Annotated in this window: 11 protein-coding genes; 7 read left to right on the top strand and 4 right to left on the bottom strand. The window is 62.2% G+C overall.

What is annotated here, in order from left to right:
- Positions 1-15 precede the first annotated feature (15 nt).
- The 5 genes from M0808_RS02040 to gcvH all read left to right on the top strand — a co-directional run bounded on the left by M0808_RS02040 (position 16) and on the right by gcvH (position 5,992).
- Complete coding sequence (locus M0808_RS02040) at positions 16-1,233, top strand: 2-octaprenyl-3-methyl-6-methoxy-1,4-benzoquinol hydroxylase (RefSeq protein WP_247839955.1); 1,218 nt, start codon at positions 16-18, stop codon at positions 1,231-1,233.
- Positions 1,234-1,453: 220 nt separating this feature from the next.
- Complete coding sequence (locus M0808_RS02045; protein ID WP_247839704.1) at positions 1,454-2,458, top strand: extracellular solute-binding protein; 1,005 nt, start codon at positions 1,454-1,456, stop codon at positions 2,456-2,458.
- A 245-nt stretch (positions 2,459-2,703) separates the two neighbouring features.
- The gene (locus tag M0808_RS02050; RefSeq protein WP_247839706.1) at positions 2,704-4,320 is read left to right on the top strand and encodes an iron ABC transporter permease; all 1,617 of its coding nucleotides are present in this window, start codon (positions 2,704-2,706) and stop codon (positions 4,318-4,320) included.
- A gap of 156 nt (positions 4,321-4,476) precedes the next feature.
- Entirely contained in the window at positions 4,477-5,559 is a 1,083-nt protein-coding gene (gcvT, locus tag M0808_RS02055; RefSeq protein ID WP_247839708.1) for a glycine cleavage system aminomethyltransferase GcvT, read from the top strand.
- Positions 5,560-5,608: 49 nt separating this feature from the next.
- Positions 5,609-5,992, top strand: coding sequence for a glycine cleavage system protein GcvH (gene gcvH / locus M0808_RS02060; RefSeq protein WP_098966169.1), 384 nt, complete (start codon positions 5,609-5,611; stop codon positions 5,990-5,992).
- A 56-nt stretch (positions 5,993-6,048) separates the two neighbouring features.
- Here gcvH and M0808_RS02065 read toward each other — a convergent pair whose 3' ends face one another.
- The gene (locus M0808_RS02065) at positions 6,049-7,191 is read right to left on the bottom strand and encodes a DegT/DnrJ/EryC1/StrS aminotransferase family protein (RefSeq protein ID WP_103519705.1); all 1,143 of its coding nucleotides are present in this window, start codon (positions 7,189-7,191) and stop codon (positions 6,049-6,051) included.
- Between the two features lie 156 nt (positions 7,192-7,347).
- On the opposite strand from M0808_RS02065, the gene gcvP reads away from it, so the two are divergent.
- Positions 7,348-10,221: an aminomethyl-transferring glycine dehydrogenase gene (gene gcvP / locus M0808_RS02070; RefSeq protein ID WP_247839710.1), complete on the top strand. Its 2,874-nt coding sequence runs from the start codon at positions 7,348-7,350 to the stop codon at positions 10,219-10,221.
- A 187-nt stretch (positions 10,222-10,408) separates the two neighbouring features.
- Here the strand turns inward: gcvP and M0808_RS02075 are convergent, their stop codons facing one another.
- From M0808_RS02075 to M0808_RS02085, 3 genes are all read right to left on the bottom strand, one after another.
- Positions 10,409-10,729, bottom strand: a complete 321-nt coding sequence (locus tag M0808_RS02075) for a DUF2388 domain-containing protein (RefSeq protein WP_169857239.1) — start codon at positions 10,727-10,729, stop codon at positions 10,409-10,411.
- 65 nt (positions 10,730-10,794) lie between these two features.
- Positions 10,795-12,579 carry a type II/IV secretion system protein gene (locus tag M0808_RS02080; RefSeq protein WP_247839712.1) on the bottom strand — a complete coding sequence of 595 codons (1,785 nt, stop codon included), beginning with the start codon at positions 12,577-12,579 and terminating at the stop codon, positions 10,795-10,797.
- Between the two features lie 90 nt (positions 12,580-12,669).
- Positions 12,670-13,008: a hypothetical protein gene (locus tag M0808_RS02085; RefSeq protein WP_096796142.1), complete on the bottom strand. Its 339-nt coding sequence runs from the start codon at positions 13,006-13,008 to the stop codon at positions 12,670-12,672.
- Between the two features lie 126 nt (positions 13,009-13,134).
- Between M0808_RS02085 and M0808_RS02090 the strand changes: the two genes are divergently transcribed.
- Positions 13,135-13,605: an Lrp/AsnC family transcriptional regulator gene (locus M0808_RS02090; protein WP_007951785.1), complete on the top strand. Its 471-nt coding sequence runs from the start codon at positions 13,135-13,137 to the stop codon at positions 13,603-13,605.
- Positions 13,606-13,629 lie beyond the last annotated feature (24 nt).

The raw sequence follows: 13,629 nt of genomic DNA on the forward strand, positions 1-13,629 counted from the left end.
GCTTAAAGCATGGAAATGCGCGCAGATCTGCTGATTGTCGGAGCCGGAATGGTCGGCAGCGCCCTCGCGTTGGCGTTGCAGGACAGCGGCCTGGAAGTGTTGCTGCTTGACGGCAGCCCGCTGAGCGTCAAACCGTTCGACGCCGCCGCGCCGTTCGAGCCGCGAGTGAGCGCCTTGTCGGCGGCCAGCCAGCGGATACTCGAACGCCTTGGCGTCTGGGACGGCATCGCCAAGCGCCGCAGCAGCCCCTACACCGACATGCACGTGTGGGACGGCAGCGGCACCGGGCAGATTCACTTCTCGGCGAGCAGTGTGCATGCCGAAATGCTCGGTCATATCGTCGAAAACCGCGTGGTGCAGGATGCCTTGCTCGATCGCTTGCACGATTGCGATCTGGGCATGCTGGCCAACGCACGGCTGGAACAGATGCGCCGCTCCGGTGACGACTGGCTGCTGACCCTGGCCGATGGTCGGCAGTTGCGTGCGCCGCTGGTGATTGCGGCGGACGGCGCCAATTCGGCGGTACGCCGTCTGACGGGCGTCGCCACCCGCGAGTGGGATTACTTGCACCACGCCATCGTTACCAGCGTGCGCAGCAGCAAGCCGCACCGGATGACCGCGTGGCAGCGTTTCACCGATCACGGGCCGCTGGCGTTTCTGCCGCTGGAACGTGACGGGCAGCAGGACTGGTGCTCGATCGTCTGGTCGACCACGCCAAGTGAAGCCGAGCGCCTGATGGCGCTGGATGAAGCGGCATTCTGTCGTGAGCTGGAGCGAGCCTTTGAAGGTTGCCTGGGCGAAGTCGTCAGTGCTGATCCACGGCTGTGCGTGCCGTTGCGTCAACGCCACGCCAAACGCTACGTGGCCGAAGGCCTGGCACTGATCGGCGACGCCGCGCACACCATTCACCCGTTGGCCGGGCAGGGTGTAAACCTGGGTTTCCTCGATGCGGCGGTGCTGGCTGAAGTGCTGTTGCAGGCGGCGGAACGCGGCGAACGGCTGGCGGGTGTGAAGGTGCTGAGCCGCTACGAGCGCCGGCGCATGCCGCACAACCTGGCATTGATGGCGGCGATGGAGGGCTTCGAGCGCTTGTTCCAGGCTGACCCGTTGCCGGTGCGCTGGTTGCGTAATGCCGGGTTGAAGCTGGTGGAGCAGATGCCGGAGGCCAAGGCGTTGTTTGTGCGTGAGGCGCTGGGGTTGACCGGGGATCTGCCGGTACTGGCCAAACCCTGAGGTCTGTTTGAGGCTGATGGCCCCTTCGCGAGCAAGTCCGCTCCCACATTGGAATGCATTTCAAGGGTGGGAGCGGGCTTGCTCGCGAAGGGGCCAGAACCGACGCCATGAATTTCAGCTTGTGCAACATCTGGTAACTCCTTGCCCAAGTGTTCGATTGAGCTGGTAAATGTGAGTCCTTATCATTTGGCCCACATTTTCCGACCGAGAGATCACTCCCATGTTGGCACCCAAGCGTCTCCTGACCGCACTGGCCCTGACCCTGATCGGCAGCACTGCCGCCCAGGCCGCCGACGAGGTGGTGGTCTACTCCTCGCGTATCGATGAGTTGATCAAACCGGTGTTCGACGCCTACACCGCGAAAACCGGGGTGAAGATCAAGTTCATCACCGACAAGGAAGCGCCGCTGATGCAGCGGATCAAGGCCGAAGGCGAAAACGCCACCGCCGACCTGCTGCTCACCGTCGATGCCGGCAACCTCTGGCAAGCCGAGCAGATGGGCATCCTGCAGCCGTTCACCTCGAAGACCATCGACAGCAACATTCCCGCGCAATACCGCTCCTCCAGCCACGCCTGGACTGGCCTGAGCCTGCGCGCGCGAACCATCGCCTATTCCACCGAGCGGGTGAAACCGGGCGAGTTGACCACCTACGAAGCGCTGGCCGACAAGAATTGGGAAGGGCGCCTGTGCCTGCGCACGGCGAAGAAGGTCTACAACCAGTCGCTGACCGCGACCATGATCGAAACGCACGGCGCCGAGAAGACCGAGAAGATCCTCAAGGGCTGGGTCAACAACCTGTCCACCGATGTGTTCTCCGACGACGTTGCGGTGCTGGAAGCGATCAACGCCGGGCAGTGCGATGTCGGCATCGTCAACACCTACTACTACGGTCGTTTGCACAAGCAGAAGCCCGACCTGCCGGTGAAACTGTTCTGGCCGAATCAGGCCGATCGCGGCGTGCATGTAAACCTGTCCGGTATCGGCCTGACCCAACATGCACCGCACCCGGAAGCAGCCAAGGCGCTGGTCGAATGGATGACCACACCTGAAGCGCAGAAGATCTTCGCCGACGTCAACCAGGAGTTCCCGGCCAACCCGGCAGTGAAACCTTCGGAAGAAGTGGCGGCGTGGGGCAAGTTCGTCGCTGACACCTTGCCGGTGGAAGTGGCGGGCAAGCGTCAGGCGGAAGCGATCCGGATGATGGATCGGGCGGGCTGGAACTGAGTATTTGCCGGTCGCTGTGTTCGCTCAAGATCGCTGCCCTCACCCCAGCCCTCTCCCGGGGGGAGAGGGAGCCGATCTCCATGGCTTTCAAGACCGGAGCTCGGCTCGATGTATCAGGTCGGCGTAAATCGAAAGATCACCACGCTCAGTCCCCTCTCCCTCCGGGAGAGGGTTAGGGTGAGGGCAGCAATCTCGAGCTGAAACACCTGAATCAGAACCACCAACCACCCCTCAGAGTCCCAAAAGTGGCCCACCCCGCCCAACGCCGCTGGTACCCCATCGTCCTCGCCATCGCTGCGCTGGTGCTGCTACCCCTGAGTGTCCTGCTGCTGTCGTGGCAGACCATCGATCAGCAGATCTGGTCGCACCTGTGGGAAACCCAGATGCCGCGCCTGCTCGGCAACACCCTGACGCTGGTGCTCGGCGTTGGCGTCGGTGTGACGCTGCTCGGTGTCAGTCTGGCGTGGCTCACCAGCCTCTGCGAATTCCCCGGACGGCGCTGGCTCGACTGGGCGCTGATGCTGCCGTTCGCCATCCCGGCCTACGTGCTGGCGTTCGTCTTCGTCGGCCTGCTGGACTTCGCCGGCCCGGTGCAGACCCTGCTGCGTGAGTGGTTCGGCAGCGGCCTGCGCCTGCCGCGCGTGCGCTCCACCGGCGGGGTGATTGTGGTGCTGGTGCTGGTGTTTTATCCCTACGTCTACCTGCTGGCGCGCACCGCGTTTCTCGCGCAGGGCAAGGGCCTGATGGAAGCGGCGCGGGTACTCGGGCAATCGCCATGGCAGGCGTTCTGGCGGGTGGCGTTGCCGATGGCGCGTCCGGCGATTGGCGCCGGTGTGGCGCTGGCGCTGATGGAGACGCTGGCGGATTTCGGCGCGGTGTCGGTGTTCAACTTCGACACCTTCACCACCGCCATCTACAAGACCTGGTACGGCTTCTTCAGCCTGCCGAGCGCGGCACAACTGGCGAGCCTGTTGTTGCTGGTGGTGATGCTGGTGCTGTACGGAGAGCGACGCGCGCGTGGCGCCAACCGGGCGAGCAACGAGCGCCCCAGGGTCAAGGCGTTGTATCAGCTGCACGGGCTCAAGGCGTTCGCGGCGACCGGCTGGTGCACGTTGGTGTTTGCCTGCGCGTTCGTGATTCCGTTGCTGCAACTGCTCGTATGGTTCTGGCAGCGCGGGCGCTTCGATCTCGATGAGCGTTATGCCGGGCTGATCCTGCACACCCTGTATCTGGGCGGCATGGCGGCGTTGATCACCGTCAGCGTCGCGCTGCTGCTGGCGTTTGCCCGACGTCTGGCGCCGACCCGGGCAATCCGTTCCGGGGTCAGTCTGGCCAATCTTGGTTATGCGCTGCCGGGTTCGGTGCTGGCGGTGTCGATCATGCTGGCGTTCAGTTATCTCGACCGCGAACTGGTGATTCCGCTGTCGGGCTGGCTCGGCGGCGCCGGCAAACCATTGCTGCTGGGCAGTCTGGCGGCGTTGCTGATGGCCTATCTGGTGCGCTTTATCGCGGTGGCCTACGGACCACTGGAAAACAGTCTGGCGCGTATACGGCCTTCATTGCCCGAAGCGGCACGTAGTCTGGGTGTCAGTGGGCCGCGACTGTTTTTCAAAGTGTATCTGCCGCTGTTGCTGCCCGGCATACTGAGCGCGGCGTTGCTGGTGTTCGTCGATGTGCTCAAGGAAATGCCCGCGACCCTGCTGATGCGGCCGTTTGGCTGGGACACGCTGGCGGTGCGGATCTTCGAAATGACCAGTGAAGGGGAATGGGCGCGGGCATCGCTGCCGGCGCTGACCCTGGTGTTGGTCGGCCTGTTACCGGTCATCGGCCTGATCCGCCGCTCGGCGCACCGAAACACTTAGTCGTCAGTCCTGAATCATGCGGCTACAATGCGCGGCATTCGGTGCGGTTCGTCTGACAGACCCGTTCGCTGAAATCGGCTGAAAGCCTTCTATTGCGCGGCTTTCATCCCGTACAGCGGCTGTCCGCACCTTCGCCACGCCCGGAAGGAGAAACCCATGGGACAGCGTACGCCTCTGTATGACCTGCATCTCGCCCTCGGCGCGAAGATGGTCGATTTTGGCGGTTGGGACATGCCACTGCATTACGGCTCGCAGGTCGAGGAACACCACGAGGTGCGCCGCGATTGCGGGGTGTTCGATGTTTCCCATATGACCGTTATCGACATTGACGCCCCCCTGGCCAAGGCCTGGCTGCAGCATTTGCTGGCCAATGACGTCGAACGCCTGCATCGCCCCGGCCGCGCGCTCTACAGCACGATGCTCAACGAACGTGGCGGCATCGTCGACGACATGATCGTCTATCGCCTCGAAGACCGTTATCGTCTGGTGTTCAACGCCTCCACTCGCGACCAGGATCTGGCGTGGATGCAGGCGCAGGTCGCCGGTTACGACGTGCATCTGCACGAGCGTCAGGATCTGGCGATGCTCGCCATTCAAGGTCCGCAGGCCCGGCAGAAGATTGCCGAACTGGTGACCCAGTCCCGCGCCGCACTGATCCAGCACCTCAAACCGTTCGAAGCCGAAGTCGATGGCGACTGGTTCATTGCGCGCACCGGTTATACCGGTGAAGACGGCCTGGAAATCGCCTTGCCGGCCGAGCAGGCGCCGGGATTTTTCAACGATCTGGTCGGTGCCGGCATTTCTCCCATCGGCCTCGGCGCCCGCGACACGTTGCGGGTCGAAGCCGGGATGAACCTCTACGGCCAGGACATTCACCAGGATGTCTCGCCGCTGGCGTCCAATATGGCTTGGAGCATCGCTTGGGAACCGGCTTCGCGGCAGTTCATCGGTCGCTCGGCGCTGGAAGCGGAAAAAGCCGCCGGCGTTGCGCACAAACTGGTGGGTCTGGTGCTTGAGGAGCGCGGTGTTTTGCGCGCCCATCAAGTGGTTCGTATCGCCGATGTTGGCGAAGGAGAGATCACCAGTGGTAGTTTCTCTCCTACGCTAAGCAAATCGATTGCCCTGGCGCGTGTACCGATGGCTACCGCCGACCGCGCCGAAGTGGAAATCCGTGGCAAGTGGTATCCGGTACGAGTGGTCAAACCGACCTTCGTGCGCCATGGTAAAACCTTGATCTGACCTTTTCCGGCGGGCCTGACCGCTGACAATTTTCTTGAGGACACCGAGCATGAGCAATATCCCCGCTGAACTGCGTTTTGCCGAAAGTCATGAATGGGCACGCCTGGAAGCCGACGGCACCGTTACCGTGGGCATCAGCGATCACGCGCAGGAAGCGCTGGGCGATGTGGTGTTCGTTGAACTGGCCGAAGTCGGCAAGGTGTTTGCTGCCGGTGAGGCTGCCGGTGTTGTCGAGTCGGTGAAGGCCGCGTCCGACATCTACTCCCCGATCGGCGGTGAAGTGATCGCGGTCAACGAAACGCTGGCTGACTCGCCGGAAGAGCTGAACAACGATCCGTACGCCGCATGGATCTTCAAGCTCCAGCCAAGCGACAAGGCCGAGCTGGACAAGCTGCTGGACGCTGCTGCCTACAAGGCTGCCATCGGCGAATAAGCAGACTGTAATACTGCAAAAGCCCCGATCTCTCGGGGCTTTTTTGTAGGCGTCGATCAGGCGTCGCGCAATACCGCTTTCACTGCAGCCACCGAACGCTCGACGTCGTCCTTGGTCATGGTGGTGAACATCGGCAATGACACGATCAAGCGTCCAACGCGCTCGGCAACTGGCAACATGCCTTCCTTGAACCCGCGCTCGCGGTACAGGCTCAGCAAGTGGATCGGCGGGTAGTGATAGCCGATGCCGATGCCTTTGGCCTGCATCTGCTCCATGAACGTGGCGCGGGCCGGCAAGCCGTCCTTGCGCTCCGGCAGGACCAGCTGGAACAGGTGCCAGTTGCTCTGGGTGAAATCCGCTGGCGGCAGTTGCGCGCCATAGGTCGCTTCAAAGTCATCGCCAAAACATTTGAAGTAGTGCCGGGCCAGTTCCTGACGATGGGCGGTCAGCGCCTCGATATGGGCGAACTGCCCGAGGCCGATGGTGGCGGCGATGTCGGTCATGTTGAACTTGCCACCGAGCACATCGACGTCCAGACCATCAAAGCCGTTGCGGGTCACGCCCTGCAAGCGGTACTTCTCCGCCAGCCGTGCCTCTTCCGGGGTGTTCAGCACCAGGCAGCCGCCCTCGGAGCAGGTGACGTTCTTGTTCGCCTGAAAGCTGAACGACACGAAATCGCCAGTGGCGCCGATGCGCTGGCCGTTCCAGCTCGACCCCAGGGCCTGAGCGGCGTCTTCGACAATGCGCAAGTTGTGTTTGCGGGCGATGGCGTACAAGCGTTCCATGTCCACCGGCAGGCCGGCGAGGTACACCGGAATCACCGCTTTGGTGCGCGGGGTGATGGCCGCTTCCAACTGGTCCAGATCGATGTTGCGGGTCACCGGATCGATGTCGGCAAACACTGGTGTGGCGCCGACTTCGAGGATCACGTTGGCGGTGGCGACCCAGGAAATCGGCGTGGTGATCACTTCGTCACCCGGCCCGATGCCGGCGATGCGCAAGGCGATTTCCATGGTGCAGGTGCCGGAGTTGAAGGTACGCACCGGGCGCCCGCCGAAGTATTCCGACAGTTGTGCTTCAAAGGCCTGGACCTTCGGCCCGCTGGTGATCCAGCCGGAGCGCAGCACATCGCCGACGGCGGCAATCGTGGCTTCATCAATGACAGGTTTGGAAAACGGCAGGAACGGCAGTTGGCTCATGAGGATTCGATCATCCGAAAGTTGGACGCCTGATGCAGGCGCTACAGCATGCCCCGGAACCCCCTCTGCCGCCAAGCCGTGCGCGTCGGGATCGGCTGCTATGCTGGTTTGACCGTGTTGCATTGACGCCGAGCGCCAGCCAAGAGAGAGCCCGTCATGTCCCAGTTGCCATCCTTGAGCCAGTTACGCGACCCCGAAGCATTCCTGCGTCGCCATTTGGGCCCCGACGCCGCCGAACAGCAGGCGATGCTCGACAGCCTCGGTCTGGGCAGCCGGGTCGAACTGATCGAGCAGACGGTGCCACCGGGCATTCGCCTGAATCGGGCGCTGGACTTGCCGCCGGCCCTTGATGAGCAGGCGGCGCTGGCCAAGCTGCGCGGTTACGCCGAGCAGAATCAGGTGTGGACCAGCCTGATCGGCATGGGCTACCACGGCACGCTCACGCCGACGGTCATCCTGCGCAATGTGCTGGAAAATCCTGGCTGGTACACCGCCTATACACCGTATCAACCGGAGATCGCCCAGGGCCGTCTCGAAGCGTTGCTGAATTTTCAGCAACTGACCATCGACCTCACCGGTCTTGAACTGGCCAACGCCTCGTTGCTCGACGAAGCCACGGCCGCAGCGGAAGCCATGGCCCTGGCCAAGCGTGTGGCGAAGTCGAAGAGCAATCTGTTTTTCGTCGATGAGAACTGTCATCCGCAAACCATCTCCGTGGTGCAGACCCGCGCCGAAGGTTTCGGCTTCGAGCTGATCATCGACGCTGTGGATAACCTCAACCAGCATCAGGTGTTCGGCGCGTTGCTGCAGTATCCCGACACTCACGGCGAGATCCGTGATCTGCGTCCGGTCATCGATCAGTTGCACGCGCAGCAGGCGTTAGCGTGTGTCGCCACCGATCTGCTGAGCCTGTTGCTGCTGACACCGCCGGGTGAACTGGGTGCGGATGTGGTGTTCGGTTCGTCCCAGCGCTTTGGCGTACCGATGGGCTACGGTGGCCCGCATGCGGCGTTTTTTGCCAGCCGCGAGGAGTACAAACGGGCGATTCCGGGGCGGATCATCGGCGTGTCGAAAGACGGTCGTGGCAACGTCGCGTTGCGCATGGCCCTGCAAACCCGTGAGCAACATATTCGCCGCGAGAAAGCCAACTCGAACATCTGCACCGCGCAGGTGCTGCTGGCCAACATCGCCAGTTGCTACGCGGTGTATCACGGGCCGCAAGGCTTGAAACGCATCGCCCAGCGCGTGCACCGCTTGACCTGCATCCTGGCGGCGGGCCTTGAGCGCCATGGTATTGCGCGGGTCAACGCACAGTTTTTCGACACCCTCACGCTGGAGGTTGGCGGCGCGCAGAGCGCGATCATCGATAGCGCCAAGGCTGCGCAGATCAACCTGCGGATTCTCGGCCGTGGCCGAGTCGGCTTGAGCCTCGACGAGACTTGCGATGAAAACACGGTGGCCAAACTGTTCGACGTGCTGCTCGGTGCCGATCATGGTTTGAACGTCGACGACATTGACGCAGAAGCACTGGTTTCCGGCATTCCCGACCACCTGCAGCGCAACACGCCGTACCTGCGCCACCCGGTGTTCAACGCGCATCACAGCGAAACCGAGATGCTGCGCTACCTCAAGCAACTGGAGAACAAGGATCTGGCGCTCAACCAGTCGATGATCCCGTTGGGCTCCTGCACCATGAAACTCAACGCCACCAGCGAGATGATCCCGATCACCTGGCCGCAGTTCGCCAATCTGCACCCGTTCGCGCCACGGGAACAGGCGCTCGGTTACACCTTGATGATCGAAGAACTGGAGCGTTGGTTGTGCGCGATCACCGGGTTCGATGCGATTTGCATGCAGCCCAACTCCGGCGCTCAGGGCGAGTACGCCGGGCTGCTGGCGATTCGCAAATATCACGAGAGCCGGCAGCAGGGCGGGCGGGACATTTGCCTGATCCCGTCCTCGGCTCACGGCACCAACCCGGCCTCGGCGCAGATGGCCGGGATGCGCGTGGTGATCGTCGAGTGCGACGAGGCCGGCAACGTCGATCTGGACGACCTGAAAACCAAGGCTGCCGAGGCGGGGGACAAGTTGTCGTGCCTGATGGCGACCTATCCGTCGACCCATGGTGTGTACGAGGAGGGCATCAGCGAAATCTGCGAAGTTATCCACAAGCATGGTGGTCAGGTGTACATGGATGGCGCGAACCTCAATGCGCAGGTCGGGCTGGCGCGGCCGGCGGACATCGGCGCCGACGTGTCGCACATGAACCTGCACAAGACTTTCTGCATTCCCCACGGCGGTGGCGGGCCGGGCATGGGGCCGATCGGTATTCGCGCGCATCTGGCGCCGTTCGTTGCCAATCACCCGGTGGTGCCGATTGACGGCCCTTTGCCACAGAACGGCGCAGTCAGCGCGGCGCCGTGGGGCAGTGCGAGCATTTTGCCGATCAGCTGGATGTACATCGCGATGATGGGGCCGCAACTGGCGGATGCCAGCGAAGTGGCGATCCTCGCGGCGAACTATCTGGCGCAGCATTTATCCGGCGCATTCCCGGTGCTCTACACCGGGCGCAACGGGCGGGTGGCCCATGAGTGCATTCTTGATCTGCGGCCGTTGAAGGCACAGACCGGGATCAGCGAAGAAGATGTCGCCAAGCGTCTGATGGACTACGGCTTCCATGCGCCGACCATGTCCTTCCCGGTGCCAGGGACGTTGATGGTCGAGCCGACCGAGAGCGAGTCCAAGGCCGAACTCGATCGTTTCATCGGCGCGATGCTGAGCATCCGCGCGGAAATCACCGAAGTGCAGAACGGCAACTGGCCGGCGGAGGACAACCCGCTCAAGCGCGCGCCGCATACCCTGGCGGATGTCACCGGAGTGTGGGAGCGGCCTTACAGCATCGAGCAGGGGATCACCCCGGATGCGCACACCAAGGCGCACAAGTATTGGCCGGCGGTGAATCGGGTGGATAACGTTTATGGGGATCGCAATCTGTTTTGTGCCTGCGTCCCGGTAGACGATTACCGCTGATCTTCAGGCAACACGCAGAGCCATAGTGGGAGCGGGCTTGCTCGCGAAGGCGTCGTGTCAGAAAAATGGATGCGTCTGACCCACCGCCTTCGCGAGCAAGCCCGCTCCCACAGGGGGTCGTGGTGAATTCGACATTACGGGCAAAAAAATGCCGCTCGATCGAGCGGCATTTTTGTTGGCGCCTGGCTTACTCGGAGGCCACTGCGTTCTTCGCCAGAATCGCATTCGCCAGTTCCATGTCCGTGGCCTGCAGGCCCGGATTGTCGGCGCGGACTTTCTGCATCGCTGCTTCCAGGTACGGCCCACGGATGCCGCCATCGCTGGCAACGAAGCTGCCGGCATCGTCCTGTGCGGCAACGATCAGCTTGTGATCCTTGAAGGTCAGGTAGGTCGAACCGGTGGTGGCGCCGGACGAAATGACGTTACGCCAAAAGCTGTCGGCCATCGCTGAACCAACGGGAAGGGACAGCAAGGCAATGGTGGCGACAGCAAGTTTGAGACGCATGATTGAGTGACTCCTGGGGGTTAACTACGGCGTTGGATAACGATTCGCCAATCCGGTTCCGTAGTGGCCTATTTCTGCTCGCTCTGCGGTGTCACCCGCAGCACTTCTTCGAGGGTGGTCAGCCCCGCCGCGACCTTCTGCGCACCCGACAGGCGCAGGCTGCGCATGCCTTCCTTGAAGGCTTGCCGGCGGATGGCGGTGAGGTCGGTGTCCGGGGTGATGAGCGCTTTGAGGCTATCGCTCAACTGCATGATTTCGTAGACCCCGGCGCGTCCGCGATAACCGGTGTCGCGACACTCCAGGCAACCGATAGCGCGTTGCGCATTGCCCGGCAGCGGCGCCTGCCAGGGCCGGGTCAGGGTTTGCCAGTCTTCCTCTTCCAGCGTCAGCGGCGCCTTGCAGTGCGGGCACAGGGTGCGCACCAGACGCTGGGCCATGACCCCGAGCACCGTGGCTTTAATCAGATAGTGCGGCACGCCGAGTTCCAATAGCCGACTGATCGCGCTGGGGGCATCGTTGGTGTGCAGGGTCGACAGCACCAGGTGGCCGGTGAGTGCCGCCTGAATTGCCATTTCTGCGGTTTCCAGGTCACGGATCTCGCCGATCATGATAATGTCCGGGTCTTGCCGCATCAGCGCGCGCACGCCTGCGGCGAAGCTCAGGTCGATGTTGTGCTGCACCTGCATCTGGTTGAACGCCGGCTCGACCATTTCGATCGGGTCTTCGATGGTGCAGAGGTTGATCTCCGGCGTCGCCAGTTTCTTCAGCGTGGTGTAGAGCGTGGTGGTCTTGCCCGAACCGGTCGGCCCGGTGACCAGAATGATGCCGTTAGGCTGGCGGGTCATGTCCTGCCAGCGGCGCAGGTCGTCGGCGGAAAAGCCCAACTGATCGAAGTCCTTGAGCAGCACTTCCGGGTCAAAAATGCGCATGACCATTTTTTCGCCAAACGCGGTGGGCAACGTCGAGAGCCGCAGCTCCACCTCGCCACCGTCCGGGGTCTTGGTCTTGACACGGCCGTCCTGGGGTTTGCGCTTCTCGGCGACGTTCATCCGCCCGAGGCTTTTCAGGCGACTGACGATCGCCATGGTCACCTGCGGCGGGAATTGATAGACGTTGTGCAGCACGCCATCAATGCGGAAACGCACGGTGCCCTGTTCGCGGCGCGGTTCGATGTGGATATCGCTGGCGCGTTGCTGGAAGGCGTACTGGAACAGCCAGTCGACGATGTTGACGATGTGCGCGTCGTTGGCGTCCGGTTCCTGATCACTGGCGCCGAGGTTGAGCAGTTGTTCGAAGTTGCTGAGGTTGCCGTTTTGCTGATCGGCGTTGTTGGCGCCGCTGACCGATTTGGCGAGGCGGAAGAACTCGACGCTGAAGCGCTGGATATCCACCGGGTTGGCGACGACCCGTTTGATCGGCAGCTTCAGCACATGGGTCAGGTCAGCCTCCCAACCGGTGACGTAGGGCTGGGCGCTGGCCACGACCACCGCATCGCGGTCGACCGCCACCGCAAGAATCTTGTGCCGTTGGGCAAAGGCGTAGGACATCAGCGGGGTGATCGCCGCAACGTTGATCTTCAACGGGTCGATGCGCATGTACGGCTGGCCGGCCTGCTGCGCCAGCCACAGGGTCAGGCTTTCCAGGTCCAGATGTTTGCCTGGACGGCTGAGGTCATCCAGTTGCTGGCTGGCGATGAACTCCAGCGGATGTTGCTGGCCGTGGGTCGCGTGGCGGCGCCGGGCGTTGAGCGCCTGCTCCGCCGAGTCCTGGCTGATAAAGCCTTGGGCGACCAGCTCACGCAACACATCGTTGAGATCCAGCCAGCGGTCCTGAGTGGCGAGTTGAACGGACATGCGGGCTCCTTTTGAACGACTGTGCGCAAAGGATAGTCGTGGCCCCGCCGACCGTTGGGCCACTACCCGACAAAGCCGTTGCCGGATTTGTCAGCCGGACGCCTGGGCCGGCGCAGCCCACGCCGTGTCGGCGTCTTGCAGGTTCACCGAGCAGACGCTGATCAGGTTACGAAGTTTTTCCGCAATCACCTGCGCGCGATGCCAGCTCAGACCATCAATGACGATATCGATCGACAGCAGATCGTCGAGCCGCTCGACGTGGACCTGTTGCGGCGTGAGGAATTGCAGCGCAAATAGATTCAGCACCCGCACCAGCAGATCCGGCTCGGCCTCGGCAAGCAACTGATAACGCGCGCAGCAGTGGGCATTGTTGACGTTCCACACATCGGCGCGGGGCGCGGGGGTATTCACGGCTTCGAGGTGAGGCATGTCCGGTCTCCAGAGTCAGTGGAGGAATTTTTACATTCGATGCCGGGCATTTCTTGTCTAAGATGAGCGAATTCGCGGATTGCTCGGCATGAGTAATTCGGAAAATTATCATTTTGAGGATTGATTATGCACAGCGAGCTGGACAGCTACGACCGGCGGATTCTCGCCTTGCTGCAAGAGGACGCGTCACTGTCCAGCGCGCAGATCGCCGAGCAGGTGGGACTGTCGCAGTCGCCGTGCTGGCGGCGGATTCAGCGGATGAAGGAGGAGGGGATCATTCGCGGTCAGGTGACCTTGCTTGATCGCAAGAAGATCGGCCTGAACACGCAGATCTTCGCCGAGATCAAACTCAACGCCCACGGGCGTTCGAACTTCACCGAATTCACCGAGGCGATTCGCGGCTTTCCGGAAGTGCTGGAGTGTTATGTGCTGATGGGTGCGGTGGATTTTTTGTTGCGGATTGTCGCGGCGGACATCGAGGCGTATGAGCGGTTCTTCTTCGAAAAGCTGTCGCTGGTGCCAGGGATTCAGGAGGTGAACTCGATTGTGGCGCTGTCGGAGATCAAGTCGACAACCAGTTTGCCAGTCTTGCGCTGATCCTTTTGTGGCGAGGGGATTTAT

This window comes from Pseudomonas sp. MWU12-3103b (assembly GCF_023100615.1).
GTDB classification, from domain to species: Bacteria; Pseudomonadota; Gammaproteobacteria; order Pseudomonadales; family Pseudomonadaceae; genus Aquipseudomonas; species Aquipseudomonas putida_A.

Excerpts from the sequence above, each read along its gene's own strand:
- gcvT (WP_247839708.1), top strand. The coding sequence starts at position 4,477 with ATGGGACAGCGTACGCCTCTGTATGACCTGCATCTCGCCCTCGGCGCG.
- M0808_RS02080 (WP_247839712.1), bottom strand. The coding sequence starts at position 12,579 with ATGTCCGTTCAACTCGCCACTCAGGACCGCTGGCTGGATCTCAACGAT.
- M0808_RS02040 (WP_247839955.1), top strand. The coding sequence starts at position 16 with ATGCGCGCAGATCTGCTGATTGTCGGAGCCGGAATGGTCGGCAGCGCC.
- M0808_RS02065 (WP_103519705.1), bottom strand. The coding sequence starts at position 7,191 with ATGAGCCAACTGCCGTTCCTGCCGTTTTCCAAACCTGTCATTGATGAA.
- gcvH (WP_098966169.1), top strand. The coding sequence starts at position 5,609 with ATGAGCAATATCCCCGCTGAACTGCGTTTTGCCGAAAGTCATGAATGG.
- gcvP (WP_247839710.1), top strand. The coding sequence starts at position 7,348 with ATGTCCCAGTTGCCATCCTTGAGCCAGTTACGCGACCCCGAAGCATTC.
- M0808_RS02085 (WP_096796142.1), bottom strand. The coding sequence starts at position 13,008 with ATGCCTCACCTCGAAGCCGTGAATACCCCCGCGCCCCGCGCCGATGTG.
- M0808_RS02090 (WP_007951785.1), top strand. The coding sequence starts at position 13,135 with ATGCACAGCGAGCTGGACAGCTACGACCGGCGGATTCTCGCCTTGCTG.
- M0808_RS02045 (WP_247839704.1), top strand. The coding sequence starts at position 1,454 with ATGTTGGCACCCAAGCGTCTCCTGACCGCACTGGCCCTGACCCTGATC.